At 53.1% G+C, this 21,487-nt stretch carries 19 protein-coding genes; 11 read left to right on the top strand and 8 right to left on the bottom strand.

Going from position 1 to position 21,487, the window contains the following annotated elements; translation table 11 throughout:
* Positions 1-65: 65 nt before the first annotated feature.
* Positions 66-1,193 (top strand): magnesium/cobalt transporter CorA, encoded by a 1,128-nt coding sequence (corA, locus tag SYN7336_RS26095; RefSeq protein WP_017326760.1) that lies wholly within the window; start codon positions 66-68, stop codon positions 1,191-1,193.
* Here corA and SYN7336_RS14940 read toward each other — a convergent pair.
* Positions 1,190-1,630, bottom strand: a complete 441-nt coding sequence (locus SYN7336_RS14940) for a MauE/DoxX family redox-associated membrane protein (protein ID WP_017326761.1) — start codon at positions 1,628-1,630, stop codon at positions 1,190-1,192. The genes corA and SYN7336_RS14940 overlap by 4 nt on opposite strands.
* A 252-nt stretch (positions 1,631-1,882) precedes the next feature.
* Here SYN7336_RS14940 and SYN7336_RS32340 point away from each other — a divergent pair, with 252 nt between their 5' ends.
* The 3 genes from SYN7336_RS32340 (at position 1,883) to SYN7336_RS14955 (ending at position 3,481) form a co-directional block, all read left to right on the top strand.
* Positions 1,883-2,194, top strand: coding sequence for a hypothetical protein (locus SYN7336_RS32340; RefSeq protein ID WP_017326762.1), 312 nt, complete (start codon positions 1,883-1,885; stop codon positions 2,192-2,194).
* Positions 2,195-2,406: 212 nt separating this feature from the next.
* A complete protein-coding gene (gene ybeY / locus SYN7336_RS14950; RefSeq protein WP_017326763.1) occupies positions 2,407-2,943 on the top strand; it encodes an rRNA maturation RNase YbeY in 537 nt (178 codons plus the stop codon).
* A gap of 34 nt (positions 2,944-2,977) precedes the next feature.
* A complete protein-coding gene (locus tag SYN7336_RS14955; protein ID WP_017326764.1) occupies positions 2,978-3,481 on the top strand; it encodes a diacylglycerol kinase in 504 nt (167 codons plus the stop codon).
* Positions 3,482-3,519: 38 nt separating this feature from the next.
* Here the strand turns inward: SYN7336_RS14955 and SYN7336_RS14960 are convergent, their stop codons facing one another.
* The 4 genes from SYN7336_RS14960 to SYN7336_RS14975 are packed head-to-tail and all read right to left on the bottom strand — an operon-like array spanning position 3,520 to position 7,386.
* Entirely contained in the window at positions 3,520-4,539 is a 1,020-nt protein-coding gene (locus SYN7336_RS14960) for a hemolysin family protein (RefSeq protein WP_017326765.1), read from the bottom strand.
* A 48-nt stretch (positions 4,540-4,587) separates the two neighbouring features.
* Complete coding sequence (locus SYN7336_RS14965) at positions 4,588-6,372, bottom strand: ABC transporter ATP-binding protein (RefSeq protein ID WP_026101035.1); 1,785 nt, start codon at positions 6,370-6,372, stop codon at positions 4,588-4,590.
* Between the two features lie 4 nt (positions 6,373-6,376).
* Positions 6,377-6,898, bottom strand: coding sequence for a cyclic pyranopterin monophosphate synthase MoaC (gene moaC / locus SYN7336_RS14970; protein ID WP_017326767.1), 522 nt, complete (start codon positions 6,896-6,898; stop codon positions 6,377-6,379).
* On the bottom strand, positions 6,898-7,386 hold the full coding sequence (locus SYN7336_RS14975) for a Tic20 family protein (protein ID WP_017326768.1): 489 nt from the start codon (positions 7,384-7,386) through the stop codon (positions 6,898-6,900). Before SYN7336_RS14975 ends, moaC begins: the two co-directional genes overlap by 1 nt.
* Positions 7,387-8,825: 1,439 nt before the next feature.
* Between SYN7336_RS14975 and SYN7336_RS14980 the strand changes: the two genes are divergently transcribed.
* From SYN7336_RS14980 to SYN7336_RS26105, 3 genes are all read left to right on the top strand, one after another.
* Positions 8,826-9,143 (top strand): Mo-dependent nitrogenase C-terminal domain-containing protein, encoded by a 318-nt coding sequence (locus SYN7336_RS14980; RefSeq protein WP_017326769.1) that lies wholly within the window; start codon positions 8,826-8,828, stop codon positions 9,141-9,143.
* Positions 9,144-9,526: 383 nt separating this feature from the next.
* Positions 9,527-10,006: an NAD(P)/FAD-dependent oxidoreductase gene (locus SYN7336_RS26100; RefSeq protein WP_202951110.1), complete on the top strand. Its 480-nt coding sequence runs from the start codon at positions 9,527-9,529 to the stop codon at positions 10,004-10,006.
* Between the two features lie 367 nt (positions 10,007-10,373).
* Positions 10,374-10,952 carry a pentapeptide repeat-containing protein gene (locus SYN7336_RS26105; RefSeq protein WP_017326771.1) on the top strand — a complete coding sequence of 193 codons (579 nt, stop codon included), beginning with the start codon at positions 10,374-10,376 and terminating at the stop codon, positions 10,950-10,952.
* Positions 10,953-11,566: 614 nt separating this feature from the next.
* Here the strand turns inward: SYN7336_RS26105 and SYN7336_RS15000 are convergent.
* From SYN7336_RS15000 to SYN7336_RS15020, 3 genes are all read right to left on the bottom strand, one after another.
* The gene (locus tag SYN7336_RS15000; RefSeq protein WP_017326773.1) at positions 11,567-12,607 is read right to left on the bottom strand and encodes an aromatic ring-hydroxylating dioxygenase subunit alpha; all 1,041 of its coding nucleotides are present in this window, start codon (positions 12,605-12,607) and stop codon (positions 11,567-11,569) included.
* A gap of 250 nt (positions 12,608-12,857) precedes the next feature.
* A complete protein-coding gene (locus SYN7336_RS15010; RefSeq protein WP_017326775.1) occupies positions 12,858-14,039 on the bottom strand; it encodes a PilT/PilU family type 4a pilus ATPase in 1,182 nt (393 codons plus the stop codon).
* A gap of 559 nt (positions 14,040-14,598) precedes the next feature.
* A complete protein-coding gene (locus SYN7336_RS15020) occupies positions 14,599-15,792 on the bottom strand; it encodes a lipid-A-disaccharide synthase-related protein (protein ID WP_017326777.1) in 1,194 nt (397 codons plus the stop codon).
* A 124-nt stretch (positions 15,793-15,916) separates the two neighbouring features.
* Between SYN7336_RS15020 and SYN7336_RS15025 the strand changes: the two genes are divergently transcribed.
* From SYN7336_RS15025 to SYN7336_RS15040, 4 genes are all read left to right on the top strand, one after another.
* Positions 15,917-16,621: a DUF3386 domain-containing protein gene (locus SYN7336_RS15025; protein ID WP_026101037.1), complete on the top strand. Its 705-nt coding sequence runs from the start codon at positions 15,917-15,919 to the stop codon at positions 16,619-16,621.
* Positions 16,622-16,836: 215 nt separating this feature from the next.
* Positions 16,837-17,718 carry a methylated-DNA--[protein]-cysteine S-methyltransferase gene (locus tag SYN7336_RS15030; protein WP_017326779.1) on the top strand — a complete coding sequence of 294 codons (882 nt, stop codon included), beginning with the start codon at positions 16,837-16,839 and terminating at the stop codon, positions 17,716-17,718.
* Positions 17,719-17,806: 88 nt separating this feature from the next.
* The gene (locus SYN7336_RS26110) at positions 17,807-19,699 is read left to right on the top strand and encodes an AMP-binding protein (RefSeq protein ID WP_017326780.1); all 1,893 of its coding nucleotides are present in this window, start codon (positions 17,807-17,809) and stop codon (positions 19,697-19,699) included.
* A 13-nt stretch (positions 19,700-19,712) separates the two neighbouring features.
* Positions 19,713-21,479 (top strand): thiamine pyrophosphate-binding protein, encoded by a 1,767-nt coding sequence (locus SYN7336_RS15040; protein WP_017326781.1) that lies wholly within the window; start codon positions 19,713-19,715, stop codon positions 21,477-21,479.
* Positions 21,480-21,487 lie beyond the last annotated feature (8 nt).

The following is a 21,487-nucleotide window of genomic DNA, read 5'->3' on the forward strand; positions in this document are numbered from 1 at the left end:
GGATCGATCGAGATTCAACGAAAAGCGTATCGATTATCCGAACAGGCAATTTACTGCTTAACTGTATGGAACCCGAGTTTTTTAAAGTTCCTCACCTAGAGAGCCTTTATACCCAGCCAGATTTGCTGAGACCCCCTGCGAATGCAGTCCCGACGCAGATCTCGATTCTTGACTATACCGCTCGTTCTGCTCGCAAGTTAGCTGTCGGCGATCTGAGCAACCTCCTCGCAACGACACATGCCGATTCAGTCACTTGGATAGATGTGCAGGGGTTGGGCAGCCTCGAATTAATCGAGCGACTGGGTACTCTGATGGGTCTGCATCCGATGGAGCTAGCCGATATTCTCAATGTGCCGCAGCGATCGCAGTTGGAAGAATTTGACGATCGGGCCTTGATGGTGATGCATGCTGCTACTGCCAGCGACGAGCACTTTTGCTCCCAACAGGTCAGCTTGGCGATCGGGCGCAACTACATCGCTACCTTTCAAGAAGATCCCCAGTTCGACTGCTTTCAATCTGTTCGCGATCGGATTCTGTTTGGCAAAGGGCATATTCGCCAGCGGGGCGCAGATTATTTAGCCTTCGCCCTGATCGATGCCATTGTCGATAGCTATTTCCCCGTGCTCGAAATCTACAGCGATCGCCTCGAAGCTCTAGAGGCCGAAACCACCACTGCCCCCACCCAAAAAACGTTGACCCAAGTGCATTTCGTGCGACGGGAATTATTGGCGATACGGCGCACCCTCAGCCCGCAACGGGAATCTCTCAATGCCCTGCTGCACAGCGATAGTTTGGCTATCTTGCCAACGACTGCGATCTATCTGCGAGATGGCTACAGCCATCTCGTGCAAATTCTCGAAACAGTAGAAATTTACCGGGAGCTGGCCTCTGGCTTGGTGAATCTGTATTTATCGGCCATTGGCCATCGCATGAACGAAGTGGTCAAATTACTCACGATTATTTCAACTGTATTTATTCCTCTCACCTTTTTGGCAGGCATTTACGGCATGAACTTCAACCCCGCCAGCTCCCCGTGGAACATGCCGGAGTTGAATTGGCCGCTCGGCTACCCTCTGATTTTGTCAATCATGCTAGTGACAGCAACAACTTCTCTAGCACTTTTTTGGAAGATTGGTTGGTTAAAAACAGACGGTATTGGCGGGCGATCGCCCAGCCAATCCAACAAGCCTTAGCTTGCTTCGGATGCAGGCATTGGGGCTGCCCTCCCGAGCGACCAGCGGGTATCGAAGTCGCGCAGCATAAATAGGGCGATGCAGGCAGCCAGCATGGGCCAAGCGGCAAAAAACAGCAGATTCGGGCCATTGTAGGGATCGAGGTATTGCTTGTAGGCCACCAGCGTGGATGCAGCATGCATGAGCAACACCAGGCCATAGCTCCAGGTTTTCAAGATGCCTAGCAGAAAAGCCACAATGATGGCCAACTGAATCGCCCCCAAGACATATGAGACTGTGCTGCTGAGATTGCCAATGGAATAGAAGCCGGCAAACACGTCAGCAGTGTGACCGGGATTGAGGAATTTATCGATCGCCCACATTAACAACACGGCAAATACGCTCAACCGCAATAAAAACAGCACGATTGGCAAGCGGTTCGCAAGTTTAGTGTCCACAATGTCACTCTCCTCTAGCTCGATGGATGTTGGTATCTAGGGTAGCTGGTTTGTCCAGTCAAGACTCGCCATTCTGCTGGCGATCGCCTCTCTAGCTCCGCCTCAATATGCCTGAAAATCGATACCGTATATTCCCGTAAAGAAAACAAACTATCATCTTCAATTCCGTATAAACACGCTGACTTCATCAAAGCTTCATCTTTATAGTGTGTTTATGAATATGAATTTCTGATGAAGGAGAGGGTGGCTACTATGTTTTCATTTCTATCGAGCTCGGGTCGCAATCGCAACAGTCTGCGTCAAGATAGGCCCATTTCTCGTACAAATGGACTCATTTACCACCATAAGCCCAGCAAAGAAGAGCGAGATCTGGCCATGAGGCTGGATTGGGTCCGTCGCTACTACTTCTCCGAGGCGATTGCGAATCTCAATCCCAAAGCCCGCCGCCATCTAGCCTACTGCAAATTGATCGAGCTACCCAATATGAACCACAATCTAGCGAATGTGGTGATTAAGCAATGGGATGAGGCGCAGAAGGCCAGAACTAAGTTTGCTGAGAACTAGGTCGGGCTCGTTAGTTTGAGTTTGATTTTATGCGGTTAACTGCGGCTGAACTAAAACAGTTCAGCCGCTTTTTTAGGGGAAATACTGGTTTAAGAATCATTGTTAACACCTTTGAGTTAGGAGTTATCCTAGACTGTATAAAGTAAAACTAGAGCTTGAGAAGATCGAACTCACTCTTTCGGTCGAGCCAATTGGCCCGTGCAGGAGCGGTCATGCAGTTCAACAATGCGATCGATCGATACAAACTGGAGCTCGACATTCGATCTGACTGTCCGGTTCCCGTCTCCCCAGAACGCTGGCAGGCGTGGTTTTCTACTTGGTTGCGACTCATGGGGGTGGAGCAGCCCTGCGAATTGAGTTTGTACCTGACCGATGACGATCGCATGCGGGAGCTGAACCAGCGCTATCGCCAGCTCGATCGCAGCACCGACGTACTGGCTTTTGCCGCTCGCGAAGCGCCTCTACCCGATCGCACCGAGCAGAACAGCGATCGCACTGAGTTGCCAATCTTACTGGGAGATATTGCGATCTCGATCCCGACGGCTCGCGCTCAGGCAAAGGAACGAGGGCACGCCTTAACAGCAGAATTAGCTTGGCTCGCTTCCCACGGCTTATTGCACCTGATAGGGTGGGACCATCCCGACGAGGCCAGTTTGCAGCGTATGTTGCAGCAGCAAGGTCAGTTGATCGGGCAGATTGAAGCCATCGGGCAGATTGAATTGACAGCCGATCCTGACATAACGGCTTGAAATGTGGGTGTTGAGTTTCTGACAGGTGTGAGTGATGGAATCTAAAGCCTCGGTTTCGACCCAATCTGGAGATCGCCGCGATAAGGTTGCGCCTTTTCCGCGCTCGAAGCGGACCCCCCAGCAGAAGATGGTGGTGGCTCCGTTACGGCGAACCAAAGCTTGGCAGGTGGCCGACAGCCTACTCGACAGCTTTCGCTATGCCGGCATGGGGTTTTGGTATGCTTGCCGCACCCAGCGAAATTTCCGCATTCATTTGTGTGTGTCGGCGATCGCGATCGGCTCTAGCCTATGGCTGCACTTATCAGCCGTGGAAATGGCTTTAGTGAGCTTAACCTGCGGTTTAGTCGTGATTCTGGAGTTGCTCAACACGGCATTAGAGGCAGTGGTGGATCTGACGGTGGGCGAGCGCTATCACGCACTCGCTAAGATTGCCAAAGACTGTGCCGCCGCCGCCGTATTGGTTGCTGCTGTCGTCTCTGTATTGGTGGCGGCCTTCCTGCTGCTGCCCCCTTTGATGCAGCGTATGGGCCGGTTGTAGCGATCGCATCCGCATTAATGGACAAGTGCGATTGTAGTTTACGAGCGAGATTGTAGTTTGCGACGCGCGAGCAGCGGCGATAAGTCACTCTCGTCAAAAATATCCCCCACCAGTTCTTCTAAGAGATCTTCTAACGCAATCAAGCCGCTGGTACCGCCAAATTCGTCCACGACAATGACTAAATGCTGGCGCGATCGCAACATGCTTCTGAGCAGCGGTCCCACCCGTTTGGTGGCAGGGATAAATGTGGGCTCTTGCATAGCTGCGGTAACGCAATCATTGCCTCGCTCTTTGAGATGGCGCAGAGCCTGTTTGAGGTGAATGATACCGATGATTTCGTCTTTCGATTCCTCCTGGACGGGGATGCGGGAATAACCCGTTGCCAAACACCGATCGATGACATCTTGCAAAGTGCGATCGTGCCCGATGGTTTCCATCCTCACCCTGGGTATGGCGACATCCCGCGCCTGCAACACATCCATTGCCAGCGCCCCGCGAAACAGTCTGTGTTTCTGAAAATCCAATTGCCCCTGTCGGCCCAAAATATTGACCAGCAACTCCAGATCTTTCACCGAGGCTTGATGGCGTCTAGAGGGCACCCGAAAGATTTGAATGGTTTTCTCCACCAGCCATTCAAACATGCGAACTGTGGGGCCGAGGATGCGGGAGAGCCAGTAAACGGGCACCACTACTGCTTTAAAGGCAGGCAAGGGATTGCTGACGGCCAGCGATTTGGGCAAGATTTCGCTAAAGATCAGTACGCTGATGGTGGTGACGGCGGTGGCGACTAAGGGTCCGAGGCTGTCTCCCAAGAGCTGAATGCCCAGGCTCGTGGCGATCGCCGCTGCGGCAATATTGACCAAATTGTTACCCACCAGCAGGGTGGTAATAAAGCGGGTGCGCTGGGTTTGCACCAAGCGGTAAATCCGCTGGTCCCCTTCTGCTTCAATCAGGGCCTGAAGTTTGAGGTTGTCGATGCCGACAATGGCGGATTCTGCCCCCGAAAATCCTGCCGAAGCCACGATACAAAGTAAGAAAAACAGGATAGAAACAATCAAATGCAGATCCTCGCGGCGGACGCTGACATGGGGGAGAGAAGGGTGGGATTAGCTTAAAACACTTTCCAGCTTTTGCTTGTACCACAATTGGCTGTAGAGCCCATCGGGGGATTGCAACAGTTCGGCATGGGTGCCCGACTGTACAATTTTGCCCCGCTCCATCACCAAAATGCGGTCGGCTGTGGCAGCAGCAGTGAGTCGATGGGAAATGAACAGAACCGTTTTGGCTCGCGTACCCAAAGACAGGTTGGACAGGATGTCTTGGCCGGTTTGATTGTCCACACTGGAGAGGGAATCGTCTAACAGTAGCAGTGGAGAATCTGCCAATAATGCCCGTGCCAAGGCCACCCGCTGTCGCTGTCCCCCCGACAGGGTAATGCCCCGTTCTCCCACAATTGTGTCGTACTGTTGCGGAAAGTTGGCGATCTCGTCGTGAATGCGAGCGGCTTTCGCGACGGCTTCCACTTCTGAGTCGGTGGCATCCGGTCTGCCGTAACGAATGTTATCTCGCACGCTGGCCCCAAACAAAAAGCTTTCCTGCGGCACGTAGGCGATCGCCTTTCGCAGAGCCGCTAATTGAATCTCGACAATGTCGATTCCGTCTAGAAAGAGCTGCTGGGGCTCGATCTCCAGGAGATGGGGAATGGCGTTGGCCAACGTGGTTTTGCCCGAGCCAATCGGACCCACAACCGCAATCGTTTCTCCGGGCTCGATCGTGAAGCTGATGGCATTGAGAGTGGGGCGATCGCCATCGGGGTAGGAGAAGGTGAGCTGTCTGGCCTCCAGACGCCCCTCTAGCTGTTGGGGGGCGAGGGCGATCGCATTGGGGCGATCGCGGATGGTGGGCTCCACGGCCAAAATGGTTTCCAGGCGATCGATGCTCACTTGACCTCGCTGGTAGGCGGTGATGGTGAACCCCAGCAGGGCAGTCGGGAAGACCAGTTGCTCGACATACAATGTCAGTTGCGTAAAGTCCCCCAAGCTGAGCTCCCCCGAGGCGATGCGAGGGCCGCCAAAGACCAGCAGAATCAAGATGCTGGCGCTGGCCAAGGCAATCAGAGCGGGAAACAGGAGGTTGCGGGTGAGGGCTAGGTCGAGATTGGCATCGAGCAGATTTTGATTGCGGCGGGCAAATTCGCGGCGCTCGTTGTCTTCTTGGCTGTAGACCTTAATCAGGGCAATGCCGTTCATATCTTCTTGAATCAGCTCGCTGACTTTGCCCAGTTCATCTTGTACGCGGGCTTGCTCCAGCCGCAGGCGATTGCTGGTGTTGCGCACCAACAGCAACATGACGGGATAGACCGATAGAGCCAATAATGTGATTTGCAGATTGGTCGCCACCATCGCGGGCACGACCAGGCCGTAGGCAAACAAGGTATTGAACAGGCTCAGAATGGCAAACCCCAGTAGCCGCCGCACATTATCCACGTCACTGGTGGAACGATTGATTAAGTCTCCTACCGACTGCTGTCCGAAATAGGAGGGGGGTAGGGTGAGTAAATGTTCGAAGATGCGTTGTTTGAGGTCGAATTCCACCTGCCGTCCGGCCCCAAACATCAATACCCGCGAGGCCGTGCGGATAATGGCCCTAATGGTGGATACGGCCAAGAGCACGCCAGCGTAAATGGCCAGTAGGCGCCCTTGCGATCGCAGTGCTGTCGCTCCCCCTTGCTGAAACGTCGCGCCCAAATCGTCAATCGCAATTTTGACAAACCAGGGGAGAAACACCCCTAAAACGTTGACGACGAGCAGCGCTGCGATACCCAGCCAAACCCCCCGCATGTGGGGGCGAGCGTATTCATATAACTTGCGCAGATGAGAAGTTCGAGCCATTTCTCTAGCTTAGGCCAGGACCGCGACCGCCATCTTCCGCTACAAAATCTCCAGACTTGCCTCCACTTTTGCGCAGCAGGCGAATATTCTCGATCTGCATCGTTTTTTCGATCGCCTTCGCCATGTCGTACAGGGTCAGCGCTGCCACCGCAACAGCTGTGAGGGCTTCCATTTCGACACCAGTGGGAGCAGTTGTTTTGACGGTTGCTTCTATCTTTAAACCGGGCAGTTGACGATCGGCCTGAATTTCCACCGCGATTTTGCCTAACGGCAGTGGATGGCAGAGGGGAATCAGATGCGAGGTTTGCTTCGCTGCCATAATCCCCGCTAGGCGAGCCGTTTCGATCGCACTGCCCTTAGGATTGTTGCCCGCCAAAATGGCCTCCAGCGTTTCGGGCAACATCCGCACCTGCCCCCCTGCCATAGCCGCTCGCACTGTAGCAGCCTTGCCAGAAACGTCCACCATCGCGGCGCGTCCGTCAGCCTCAATATGGGTGAGCTGTTTGCCCGTCAATGGGTTCTCCATTAGCCACTCGTCACAATTCTGGCTGCACTCGACAGTGTAGGCACCCGAGGGTATCGACCGCGCCAATTTTCTGCAATGCAGTAGATCGCAATCGCTACCGCCCCTAAAAAAACGATGACAGACATGACATCGGCGATCGCCCCTAAAACTCTAACTCCTGCTCCTAAAAGTGTCAGCCCGAGCCTCAAAACTAATTTAGCAATCAGCAGTGCAATTCCGGCAAACACCACTTGAGCGACGTTATAGCGAATGGCGTGCTGAATCTTGCGATTGTGTACGACGAACCGATAGAGCAGCAGTAACACGACAAATACCCAGAGCGACCCCACCCAGCCCGCTGTTAGTGCTATCCAGGGGCGGAGTAATCTCCCCAGCCAAGGCAAGGGGGCGAAGAGGGGGCGGCTGAACGGAACGGCCAGGAGCAGTAACAGCAGGTAGGGCAGGCTGATGAAAAGGCGATCGCGCAGTGGATTTCGATTTCCAATCATGGCATCAATCTGGGAACTGGGCAGGGCTATTTGTAAGCGACTAGCAGACTGTCCGATTCATCTCAAGTTTTTAGCTGCTTGGCGAGAGAATGCGTCTAATCCAACACTCCGAGAAGCCTTAACGATCCTGTTATAGATAAAACCCTAAAGCTTCATTGGTAGTGTCGCAAAAACTCGGTTTTTATGACAAAAGCCGAGTTTTTAGATATTTAACAGAGATCGGCCAATAGTCGCAGCATTATGATGTTATCTAAATCCCTCTTTGTCTTCCTTATATATTACGCTACCTTATATAGCAATCCGAGATGACTTGTAAATACCGATCCTTGCCAGCACTGGGCTTCAGGCATCTTGGCGCTTACAAATGGCTTAGGACTGCTATATATTACGCTACCTTATATATTACGCTGCCTTCAATTCTTCAGATCTGGCCGCGAACGATTACCTATCTGACTCATCAAACCCGATCGCACAAAAGCCTCCCCTCTTGCCGTCGTAACCGTCCCAAGGTCTGGTCCTTGTAGTGAGAGAAAGAATAGAGTACGAAAGTAGAGTCATGAAGGAGAAAGCGACCAGGGATGAGCGGCGAGTTCCGATACGAAGACGACGGCAGTGGACTGGTGAGCATCGAGCGTGTGGTGCTCGAGTAGGGAACACATGCTCCACTGAGGTCTGAAACCCGCATTCTCTCGTTGCTGAGCTACCCGATTTGAAAAACTGTTCGGAGTATTGAGCCTTTAAGATGTGTAGAAAATAATTTTTTGCCTTTCCAAAGTATAGTATTTATTAAAATTTAATTTAACTGGAGTTGCATACTTTTTAGCTCTTATTCTTCTTTTCAATGCATTAGTATTGTGCTAGTCACAAAGTTTAAGCCCTTGCTCTGAATCTCCCGATCTCTGCAACTGGAACTAGCAGCCACTCTCTAAACTCGCTGAGGCCAGACTTTTATTGTCTGGGAGAAAGGCTAAAAACTAGTTACCTTCAGTGGATTCGGAGCTAATAGGTTTGGAGGTCGAAGTGATAGCTGAGTGGTATATAAACCTATAAAATTTTAGCAGTTCGAGCAGATTGACTGCTGCCAAAATTGAAGTGAACCTCGTCTCCTATCGCAATCGATTGTCACTAGCCATCTAATTTTCTAGAAGCTATACTTTAATAAGCAATTCGATTGGGCTTCTGTCGGGCAATTAATGAATTCTAATTGTTTGCTCGAGCGTCAATCTTATTCAGGTCTTGCTGACCTGAGGGAAATATGTTAATAGGTCTAAGTTAACAGACCTAAGTCAATAAGTCTAAGTCAATAAGTCTAAGATGTTGATTCCATTACATATAGTCCCGGCTTGGAATAAATTAGCCCAGCGAAAACCCGTTCAGGTACTCGATACAAACTGAGCTTCAATTGAGCTGGGCTAAACCTAGCGCAATGGAGCGGAAAAATGTCAACGATCGCGGTAAGGAACAAAGCTCCTCTCGTGTTGAGGCTTTTACAGCAACCACTCGCCCAATTTGCAGGCATCACCCTACATCCGGTGCGTAGAATGCTGAATTCAGTGGAGTTTCACGATCCTAAATTTGCCCAGTTTATCTGCAATCTCATTCCTACGGCTTGTCCTTTTGAGAGAGATGTTCGGTTACTGGGTCACACACTCTTCCATGTCCCGGCAATGTGCAAGCTCAACCCCTTGTACGGTGAGTTGGTAGAAATGCGCTTCCGTGCCATGACTTACCTAGCAGAAGCAGTAGTAGATAGGTAGTCGGAACTTGGCAATTTATACAGCTCAGTAGAAGGTGTGTTTTTTTAGCCAGCAGCGAGCGAGGCGATTGTGAAACCAGCATGTACGCTGGCGAACTCAAAACTCGACCGAGGGTTGCAGTACGGGTTGCGATCGCGAGAAATCTTCCAGATCGCGAGATATCTTTCAATTGAAACATAGCAGCCTCCTGAGTGGAAACGTTAGACGAAGATCGATCGTGTAGCCGAACTTTAGTCGATAGACACGAGATTGAAATCGAACCTTTCTTCCCTACCGACTTGTCAAGCAACGATGGGGCGGACTATAGCAGGATTGCGTGCTATGGAAAAAATTGTCGAGAACCGTACCGCCACCCAGTCCCTCACCTGTACCCCTCGCTGGGATTGTGCTGCAGCTATGGGGAAGGAGGCGATACGGCGGTTCAGAATGCGCTGCTACTGACGCGGACAGCCGAGCGCGTCTATTTGATTCACCGGCGCGATCGCCTGCGGGCCAGCAAAATCATGCAAGAGCGGCTGTGCCTGCAGAACAAGGCTGCGATTGTCTGGAATGCAGTGGTGCGAGATATCTTGGGCAACTCAGTGGTGGAAGGTATCCACTTGGAAAATGTGGTGACGGGCGAGCAATGCCTTTTGCCGATCGCAGCTCTATTTATCTCGATCGGACTCAAGCCCAATACTGACCTGTTCCGAGGATGGCTGGAGATGGATGGGGGGTATTTGCAGGAAAGTATTCGACTGAGCCGTCAGCCCACAGTCATTGGGCAAGATCGCGACATCGAGCCCCCTTGGCGCAATCAAATGGTTTCGGTTGCGGGAGAGCCGAGAAAGTCATTCCTGACATCGCTACCGTTTTCGAGTTGAGTCCACTCTGAACCTCCTCCTCCTCAGTGACCCACAGCACGAGGCAAGCCTACCCTCCTAGCAATTGCATAGTTCTGTAAGAACAGCAGCGCTATTCGAGGTGCGACCGTTAAGATCGAGTTAGCTCGATCCAATCAATTGGATTGGGAAGTTTGGGATGGCCAGTGAGTCATTCGAACAGCCGTCGGATGTCCTTCTGTAAATACTTGTTTTCGGTAAAGCTTGAGGAGAATGTCTTAGCAATTCACTCCAAGCCTTATGAAGGCACTCGGAAGTGTAGATTGCAGAACTCCCGCTGCGTTCGCTATCTCTGCCTTCGGACGGCATCCTGAGGAGAATTCAAACCAAATCATTGGGGAGATCGAATATGAACGTGCGCGAATTTTTAAACCAATATCGCGAAGGCAAAAGAAATTTTACTGGAGCCAACCTGCACGCAGCAGATTTAAAAGGAGCGAAGCTGGCTCATATTGATTTGAGCAGCGCCGATCTGAGCGATGCCGACCTGAGTCGGGCTGACTTGAGCAATGCTTGTTTGCACCGAGCTAATTTGACAGATGCCGATTTGAGTGGCGCCACAATGAGAGGGGCGAGTCTAGTCGATATCAATCTCATTGGTGCGGAATTGACTGGCGCGAATTTGAAAGAGGTCGATCTGAGCCAGAGCGATCTGCGCTGTGCAAAATTTGAAGGGGCAAATCTGGAAGGGGCCAGCTTCGCAAACGCAGATCTGGAAGGGGCCAATCTCAGCAAAGCCAATCTCAGAAATGCTCGGTTTCGCGGTGCAGATTTGGGCGGCGTAGATTTGACTGAAGCCGATATTAACGGCAGCGATCTGACAGAAGACGAGATTAAAGAGCATCCCCACTTAGCTAGCCATCATTGGGTCACGTGGGCAGGCGATCGCAACGACGAGACTGTCAGCCACTCATCCGCAAATGCATAGAAAGTGAATGAGAATCGACTGACGGATATCGAGAGAAAATCTCGAGCTGAGGATTGGTAGCTTAGCTTGCTGACGTTTTTAAAAGGAAGCGTAATACATCTGCATTGCGCTTCCTGAAGAGTTTATTTTATTTGGTTACCTGCGCCTTAAGCATGTACCGCAAGTCCAGACTTAGGAAAAAGGCCCCTCTCGTGACGGAAAGCCTGGATTTCGCGAGTTTTTCTGAAATGTTATATAGAAGACGATATCATCATGAGTGACCTGTAATTTTATCAAATATTGAATACCCTGTCATCAAGAAAGCCAGTATCGTAATGAAGTCAAGCAAAATTACGACTGCGGGATTAATGGGGAAGAAAAGGTAATTCAATTTGGCAAAAATAGTAATCAATAGCAATATGCCAAAGACCGGTGCAATCACATACTGCAGAACCTCTATAAAAGTTCGCATGAAACCCACCTCTTTATGTGACATTCATGGATAGGCTCTCACTATATTAATATTGTAGATCTTTTAAGAAGCTCGGCCGATGAGATAGCCAGCTATCTATTGACAAATCTGACAAATCCACTTCCATCAGATGCGTCCTTTCGAGTCAGTTGTCGCACTTGCGTCAACCGCTCTCCGCCTGCTGGCGAATTAATGCCTGTACGCGACCGATGGTTGGATTGAGCTCGTAGCTGTGCCGTTTTGGATGCGCTAAATAGGCCCGTTGCTCCTCCTCAATCATCGCTACATCCTGGGCCACCAAACCATCCAACATCTTTTGTGCGGCCCCAAAACAGAGGTTCTTAATCCAGCGACGGAACCCGCTCGGGAGTTTGTGCAGACGCCGGAAAGCATGGAGAGACGTGAAGTGGAGCAGATAGGCACGGGTGTGGGTTGCGCTGACGGGGCAAAACAGACAGACGATTTTGAAGTCTTTGCCCAAGGTTGCAACCCAGTTTGGGTAAAGGTAGCTGACATCCAAGGGTTCGGGGTGGAGGCGGCGCAAAGAGGGGAAGAAAAGTTGGCTGATGGAATAGATTTTGTCGATGCGGTAGTAGCTTTGGGCGTTGTAATGGGCATCGACGCGAGTGTCACTGGCTTCGAGCTGGGCGAGGACGGGGTCGGCCCAGGCTTGCAGATCGGCGTGGAGGTGGCCGTGACACATGTCCATCAAGTTCTCGATTAAGAACGAGAAGTGGGCTTGGGTGTCGATCGCCGAAACAGTTGCAATGTAATTGAGATGTTCCCATTCTTCCAGAGGCAGAGGGGCGATCGCCTCCGCCTTTTCCCCTTCGCCGGGAAAGACCCAAATAAACCCGTTTTGCTCCCGGACTGGATAGCGGCGAATGACGCAATTGGGTAACTTTTGTCGGTCGGTCAAATAAGGGACGCTGACGCAGTGGCCATCCCCATTAAATTGCCAGCCGTGATAGGCACATTCGATCGCATCCTCCACCACGCAACCGTGGCTGAGTTTGACCTGTCGGTGGGGACAGCGATCTTCTAAGGCGCGGATTGTGCCCTGGCGATCGCGATATAACATAATGGACTGATGCCAAAGGATGACCGCATGGGGCCGAACGGTTACCTCGCTACTGCGAGCCACCGCATACCAATGGTTGAAACCAATGCCTGCTCGACGGATATCGATCGAAGCCTCCAACACCTACAGATATCGATGGAAACGTATTTGTGGCGATCGCGTGCTTTTCAAGTCGCCCAACCTAACCTTATCCAATCGTCTGGCTTAATCTGCCAAACGCAGATAGAAGTAGTAATGTCCAGAGCGATTGAAACGTTTGAGTTCGTGCGTCCTAATGAGGTTAATGTTCGCAGTCAGTATAAAAAAAGACCGGGTGCAGAGCACCCAGCCCATTCTTCAGAGGAAGGAGACACCCACAGAATCGCGATCGCCTCTAGAGGCGGCCCCGCAACATCTGACTCATTTCGTTGGGGCGCGGCGATGCCTCCTCGGCTATTTCAGCGGTGATGCGCCCCTCTTCATAGAGGGCAAATAGAGATTGATTCATGGTCTGCATACCGTCAAAGGTAGACTGCGGAATCAGAGCTTCGATCTCGTCGATCGCCCCTCGCTTGATGTAGTCCTTCACCGCATCGGTATTGACCAAAATCTCGTGGGCGGCAGCCCGCTTGCCATCGTTGGTCTTGACCAATGTTTGGGCGATCGTTGCCACCATGGTCTCGGCAATTTGCAGGCGCATCGCCTCCTGCTCGTCGGGACTGTAAATGTTGAGCAGGCGTTCGATGGTTTTGACCGCACTATTGGTGTGCAGCGTACCGAATACTAGGTGACCGGTCTGACCCGCCTTGAGCGCAGTATCGACGGTTTCGCGATCGCGCATCTCCCCAATCAGAATAATATCGGGATCTTCCCGCAGCGAGGCTTTGAGGGCATTGGCAAACTCTAAAGTATGAATGCCTACTTCCCGCTGGCGAATCATACTCTTTTTGCTGGAGTGGACAAATTCAACCGGGTCTTCAATGGAAATGATGTGCTTGGGCAGGGTCTTATTGATGAAATCGACCATTGCCGCTAAGGTCGTGGACTTACCCGAACCCGTCGGCCCCGTGACTAGAACTAACCCCTTATGTTGCTGAGAGATATCCCGCAATACGTCCGGCAAATTGAGCTGCTCCATTGTCAAAATCGTCAGCGGGATCAGACGCAAGACCATCGCAGGCCCCAGCAATGATACGAAAACATTCACCCGGCAGCGCACCAGCTCTTCATATTGGATGGCGGTATCTAGCTCTAACTGGCGATCGAATTCCTCCACCTGCGCTTCGGGTATAGACTCTCGCAACCAGCTATAAAACACTTCAATGGTGGTGGGAGGATGGCTGCTGAGCACCATGTCGCCCCGCCCGCGAAAGCGAGGCACTTCGCCAACGCCCAGGTGAATATCGGAATAGTCGCTATCAAAAGCTTCTTGCACCAACTGACGCAGGGTGATGTGACCGGCGGCGAGCTTGGCAGCGGCAGGCTGAGCAGCCATTCCCGGTCGCATGGGAGGTCCGCCGGGGCGGGGAGCAGCAGGGACCGCTGCTGGGGATCTCGGAATCGCAGTTGGAGCCATGCTAGGCGGGGGGGGAGGGGCCATTGATGGCATGCCGGAGGGTGCAGCAGCAACGGGGGGTCCCATCGGAGCTTCGAGGATGCCGGGGGGAAGGGGAATTTGGGGGGGAGCCGGTTGGGCGGAGGGCATCGATCTGCGGGGCGCTCGCTGGGGCATGTCCTCGGCTAAGGTTTTGCTAATGGGGTCTAAAGCCGTATTGCCACTGTTGCCGTCGCTAGAGGACGACGACAAGGAAGGCATACCTTGCAATGGAGGGGGGAGAGGACTGGCCTTAGAGGCAGGCTGGGCGAGATCGCGGGGAGGGGGCGACCCATTCGAGTCGGCTAGGGTGGGCGGTAGGTTAGCGGCTGTGGGGTCGCTCATCAGACCTCTTCCTCGGATATGGTGGCTGCTGTCCTGCTCGCTGGCGGCATCGTTCGTCTTGAATTGCGTAGATGTCTGAGGGACAGTCTATGCAATCGGTAATGACTGGCGATTGTGCAATCGATTGATATTGTGCGACTCAATTGATATCGAGCAGTAGGGTGATGGGTAAAGATAACGCTAGTCTACCCACGGCTTAGGATAACGATTCCAGCAGATTGAAGAGCTGGCGGGCAATGCGTTGAGAAGCCCCTGGCGGTCCCATGCGGCGGCGGGCGTTCTCTTGCAAGCGCGGCGGGCGACCCAGGAGGGTGACAATCTGGCGTGCGGCAGCTTCGGGGTTGGGGGTCAGGAATAGGCTGGGGCCGAGTAGTCGCTGTTGGGCTTCTGCAAAAGCGGGGGTGAATTGGGGGCCTTGGCCGGGTAGGGTGACGACGGGTTTGCCGAGACCGACACATTGTTCGCTGGCAGTACCTGCCATAGCGATCGCCACATTGGCGCGGTGCAGGCAACTGCCAAATTGATGGCGCATGAGGGTGATGGGGGACAGGTGTTGGGGCCATCGTTGCTGCAGCTCTCGCTCGTCGAGACTGGTCGCGATCGCGGCATAGAAGGCGGGCGGCTGGGTAGGGGGCGGCTGGAGCTGACCCAGACAGCCAGCCACTTCGGCCATTAAGGCAAAGTTGCGATAGGCTTCGGGGGGGCGAGAGCCGGGTAGCAGTAGAATTGCGGGGCGATCGGAGGGGATGTCAGCCAGGGGCGGGGCGGGGTTGAGACCGTCCATCATCGGATTGCCCAGATCGAAGACGGGCAGTCTGTATTGCTTGAGGATTTCGGCCGTGAGGCGATCGCGGGGGAATGTGGCCAGACAGTGGGGAGATCGCATCAGCCACCGTTCCCAGGGTAGGTAAACCGAACAGGGGGGCAGCCTCAGCACCGATTCTCGAAATTGGTTCCAACCGGAGTAAGGGCCGTCTTCATTGCGCAAATAATAATCGGATTTGGCTGTGCCGATAAAGGCATAGCGGGCACCGCTCCAGCGGGCGAAGGCTTGCACGACGATATCCCCCACTGCTAAGACCAGATCCAACTTGCCTCCCCATTGCTTGAGAGTTTGCAACTGCCTCCAAGTCAGCCCCCCCAATCCCCCTTTGAGATCCCGCCAAAATTGTCGAATATCCATATAGACAAAACCGCCGGACGGCATCGCTTGTACCGGACCGACGATCTCGATATCCAAGTTGCGATAGGCCTGTCCTACCCCCACCACCGGCAGTGCTGAGACTTCCGCGCCCAGTTGCCGCAATTCTACTGCGACACGGCTAGCAATATGGTCTTCGCCGTGGCCGTTACTCAAACACAAAATACGAGGTGCGGGTTTGGCTGACACTGGGGGGATTGCGAGGGAATATCAGCAGTATAGGGGTCGCAGTCATTGTTTGACCGAGTTGGCGCGCACCCCGATCGCCCTTTAGGATGATTCAAGACCTTGCAAGCAAGTGAGTCGAATTGCCATGACTACCACTGTCGATCGCGGCCAGCAGGCGCGCGAGTTATTCAAACAGGCTTACGAAAATCGATATACCTGGGACAACAATTTTCCCGGTTACAGTGCGGACTTCGAGTTAGAGATTGGCTATGACACCCCGCTGGGGCGATCGGGCGATAAGGTGCTGGCGGCGGGAACCTATACTGGCTCGGTTTCGGTACCGGCAGATCTGAGCGATTTGAATGGCATTGAGGTTAGCGGTGTCAGCGATCCTCTAGCAGCCGAGTGGATCGTCAATCAGATTAAAGATGTCATTACCCATCGCAAGCGCTCCGATTTTGAGTCGGCCCACGGCAAGCACGAGTTTGCTCTGGGTGGAGAGGCAGATGCCACTGGGGCAGTGCCAATCTCGGTGGGCGGCGATGCAATGGGTTCTCACTACAAAATTCGCGATCGCCAAGTGGTGCAAGTCTCCCGCACGATGGGACGGATGTCGTTTGTTATCAACCACCTGGATAAGCTGGAAACCGAAACGGGGTATGTGTCTACGGCATACACGGCTGTTTTTACCGATCCCGAGTCTGGTGAAGTCCTCAACCAGCTCAAGTTTGAGGATAGTTACGCAGAGTATGGTGGCTATCACTTGATGGCGCAGCAAATTGTGAAGGGACAATCGAAAGGGAAGCCGTCTTATACGCGAGTCACCTTTTCGAATATTCAGATCGGTTAAGTTTCAGATTGCTTAAGTTTCAGATCGCTTAAGTCCTTGCAATGGACTGAAAACCTCTGCAAAAGGCACCTGCAGTTGTAGGTGTCTTTTTTACATAGATGCCTTTTTTACATCGACTCGAAGCCAGTATCTTTGAAAAGACGGCAAGAAACGGGTGGCTTTGAGCCTGCGCCATCACTAGGATCGGATCGTAGGCGCATTACCGTACTGCTAGTATGAGTCCGATCGCCAATCCCAACCTGCAAAATGATAGTGACTACGAGCGCATCGCCCGCGCGATTGCGTTCGTGCGAGAAAACCATCTCAGCCAGCCCGACCTAGCGACTGTAGCCCGACAAGTCCATCTCAGCCAGCACCACTTCCAAAAGGTATTTACCCGCTGGGTCGGTATCAGCCCCAAGAAGTTTTTACAATATCTCACCATCGAGTACGCCAAATCGAAACTTGCCGAAACCCAGAATCTCTTCGATCTAGCGATCGATGCCGGTCTCTCTGGTTCGGGACGACTGCACGAACTGTTTGTCACAATTGAGGCAATGTCGCCGGGGGAGTTCAAAGCTGCAGGAAAAGACTTACAGATTCGATATGGCATCCACCCGACTCCGTTCGGACAGGCGGCGATCGCCACTACCGATCGCGGCATCTGCAAGCTCAGCTTTTTAGGCGATCGCGCTCCGACAGAGGCCGAGCAATTACTGCAGCGAGAGTGGAGTCAGGCCGAGATTGTTTACGATCGCCAATCCACACAGGCGATCGCCGATAGTATTTTCGATCTCGGCCAGCTCGGCCAGCAAAAACCTCTAACCCTTTTAGTCAAAGGAACGAATTTTCAACTGCAGGTTTGGCGAGCCCTGCTCAAAATTCCATTTGGCAGCCTCGCGACCTATCAAACGATCGCAAATGCGATCGATCGTCCCACGGCCACAAGAGCCATTGGCAATGCCGTCGGCCATAACCCGATCGCCTACCTAATTCCCTGCCATCGCGTCATCCGAGCCTCGGGGGCACTCAGTGGCTATCGTTGGGGCGTCGATCGCAAAGCCGCCCTCCTGGGTTGGGAAGCCGCTCAGTTGTCGAAAATTGAAGAGACTGCTTGAGGAGGGGCTCGGATTGTGGGAAGTTCTACGAGCTATCTTCTCCCTATCGCTTACAATCACTATTTATCGATCCCTAACAGGAACTGTGATGGCCGGACCAGGCAAGTTAGCAGGCGATGAAAAGCGATGCATCTACGATTTGGTGGCATTTCAAGCACGGAGCAATCCAGAGGCGATCGCCATTGCGGCACCCGGGCATACCCCGCTGTCCTATCGAGAATTGTTAGAGCAGATTCACTGTATCGCTGACAAGCTAAACGCCATTGGGGTGGGACGTAACGACCGGGTGGCGATCGTCTTGCCCAATGGCCCGGAAATGGCTGTGGCTTTTTTGGCGATCGCCAGTAGCGCGACTTGCGCCCCCCTCAACCCCGCCTATCGCCAATCGGAGTATGACTTTTATCTATCCGATCTCGATGCCAAAGCCCTGATTGTTCGGTCGGGTATTGCCGTCCCTGCTGTGGAGGTCGCCCGCAAAAAAGGTATTCCTCTCCTAGAACTTTCCCCCGTCAAACAAGCCGCCGCCGGTATCTTTCAGCTCCTAGGTGGAGAACCTCAACATCCCGACCGGGGCGGGATCGCCCAACCGGAAGATGTGGCATTAGTCCTGCATACTTCAGGAACGACCTCCCGTCCCAAAATGGTGCCACTGACCGGCCACAATCTCTGCAGCTCAGCCAACAATATTGCCGCAACGTTGAGGTTAGGAGCTGGCGATCGTTGCCTGAACGTAATGCCCCTGTTTCACATCCACGGACTAGTAGGGTCTTTGTTGTCCTCCCTCAATGCAGGAGCCAGCCTGGTTTGCACTCCCGGGTTCGACGCCATCCAATTCTTTGACTGGCTAGCAGAATTTCGCCCCACCTGGTACTCGGCAGTCCCCACTATGCACCAAGCCATTCTGGCACGAGCTGTAGATTGTCGCGACATCATTGCCCAATGCCCCCTTCGCTTCATTCGCGCTTCCTCCGCTCCATTGCCCCCCCAAGTCATGGCCGCATTGGAAGCCGTATTGAATGCCCCGGCGATCGAATCCTACGGCATGACCGAAGCCTCCCATCAGATGACGAGCAATCCCCTCCCGCCTCAAGCCCGCAAGCCTGGTTCGGTAGGGGTTGCGGCAGGACCGGAAGTGGCGATCGCGGATGAGGCTGGCCAATTACTCCCTGTTGGAGAAGTGGGAGAAATCGTCATCCGGGGAGCGAATGTGACCTCTGGCTATTACAACAATCCCGACGCCAATCACAGCGCCTTTACTGAGGGTTGGTTTCGCACTGGAGACCTGGGGTACTTCGATCGCGATCGCTACCTTTTTTTGCAAGGACGCATTAAAGAAATGATTAATCGAGGGGGGGAGAAGATTGCCCCGCGAGACATTGATGAGGTCTTGCTGAGCCATCCCGATGTGGCACAGGCAGTTGCCTTCGCAATGCCCCATCCGCAGTTAGGAGAAGATATTGCAGCGGCAGTGGTACTCCAGCCGAAGAGCTCTGCTACGTCAGCCGCGATTCGAGCCTATTTATTCCAACAGTTGGCCGACTTCAAAGTTCCCAGCCAAGTGGCGATCGTGGATGATATCCCCAAGGGAGCTACGGGCAAATTACAGCGCCTTGGTTTGGCAGATAAGCTGGCGGACGTTCTGGTCGCACAATCTGTTGCCCCCCGCAATCCGCTGGAAAAAATCATCGCCGCGACAATTCAGGAGGTCTTGGATCTAGAAACGCTCAGCATTCACGATAACTTTTTCGCAATTGGGGGAGACTCGTTACGGGGTACCCAGGTCGTCAACCGTTTGAGAGCATTGTTTGGGATTGAGCTACCCCATACCATCCTGTTTCGCCATCTGACAGTGGCTGAGCTGGCTGAGGAACTTGCAGCTTTAACCCCTAGTTCCGAGGATATGGCAGCGGTCGCTGAAGTGCTATTAGAACTGGCAAAACTTCCTCCAGAAACCATTACGCAACTCATGAATGAATTGTGAAAAGAGCCGCATAATGCCCGATCGCCAAGACCTCGCTCAAACAATCTCGACGCTCTCTGCCGCACAGCGATCGCTGCTCGGTGCAAGGCTATCGGATACTTCGGTAGATGGCAGCACCCTCATTGCTCGCAGTTTGAAGGAGCTGGGGATCGGCCATATCTACAGCATCGCGGGGACACCCATCGATCGCACCTTGACTGCCTGTGCCGAGGTTGGTATCTGTGTCGTGGGGGTACGCCATCAGAACAATGGAGTATTGATGGCTCTAGCTCAAAACTATGTCGCGGGCCAGCTCGTAGCGGCGGCGATCTTATCTGCAGGCCCCGCTGTAACCAATGCAGCCACTGGCATTTTGGTGGCCTGGGACAATGCCTGGCCGTTGTTAGTCTTGGGGGGGCGGCGCTCCCTGCAGATGCAAGGTAAGGGACAATTTCAGGAGCTGGATGCAGTCGCTCTCTTCCAATCCATCACTAAATATGCGGGGTTAGTTGCAACAATCGCTGAAATTCCGAATGCTCTGCGCCATGCTGTGGGGGTGGCGATCGCCGCTCGACCCGGTCCGGTTTATCTCGATATTGCCGAAGAGGTTTTTACTGACACCCAATCAACTGCAATCTCTTCAGCTCTAACCCCCACTGCCGTCACAGGACAAGACGAACCATTTGGCCTGCCAATCTCGACTCGCGAAAGCCTAAAAGACCATCCTCAAGCCATTCAGCGCGCAGCCCACCTGTTGAGTCAGGCAAGCCGCCCAGCCTTGATTGTCGGCAAGGGCGTGCGTTGGTCGACACCCTACGCTGCTTTAGATTGCTTGGTGAATCGCTATCGGATTCCCTTTGTCACCTCCCCAATGGGTCGAGGTTTTTTACCCGACGACCATCCAATCTGTTACACCTCGGTGCGGGCGGCATTGCTGGCGACAGCGGATGTGGTGTTAGTCTTGGGCGCACGGTTGAATTGGACCTTTCGGTTTGGGGCAGAACTGCGTGCGGAAACCGAGCTCATCCAGATTGACATTGAAGCAGCAGAACTGGAAGCCAATGTAAAACCCGATGTGGGCATTGTTGGGGATGTGGAAGTGGTTCTGGCTCAGTTATTGGCATACTTGGAGCAATCTCCCCCAAAACACCATTGTTTGCCAACCTTCCACACTTGGCTGAGAGAGCTCGATCGCCAAAAAGCACAGAAAGAGCGGGAAATCGAACCGCTCCTGACATCCGATGCGATTCCCATGTCGCCCCAGCGTCTGGTCCACGAAATTCAAGCCTGTTTACCCAGAAATGCGATCTGCATCGTAGATGGTAGTGTCATCCTTGCTGCAACCCAGCAGGTTTTGAAAACCTATCTCCCAGTCTCTCGCTTGACCCCCGGCTCGAACGGATGCATTGGTACAGGAATTCCTTTTGCGATCGGTGCCAAACTGGCTCAGCCCGATCGCCTAGTAGTGGCGATTTGTGGCGATACCGGAATTGGCATGAGTCTGATGGAGCTAGAGACTGCCGTTCGCTACCAAATTCCCCTGATTGTGGCGATCGCGAACAACAATGGCAACAGTGGCTCGTTGAGATCCTCCTCCCATTTAGACGGCGAGGCGAGACGGATCGCAATGTTTCAGCCCGATCTTCGCTACGAGCAAATCGTCTCTGTATTGGGCGGATACGGAGAGTTTATTACGTCACCACAAGACATACAGCCCGCTCTCCAACGGGCGATCGCTGCAAATACCGCAGCTTGCATCAACGTCAAAGTCGATCCCGCTGCCCCCTATCCACTGTTGTAAGCGTCGCC

The organism is Synechococcus sp. PCC 7336 (assembly GCF_000332275.1).
Classification (GTDB): domain Bacteria; phylum Cyanobacteriota; class Cyanobacteriia; order Thermostichales; family PCC-7336; genus PCC-7336.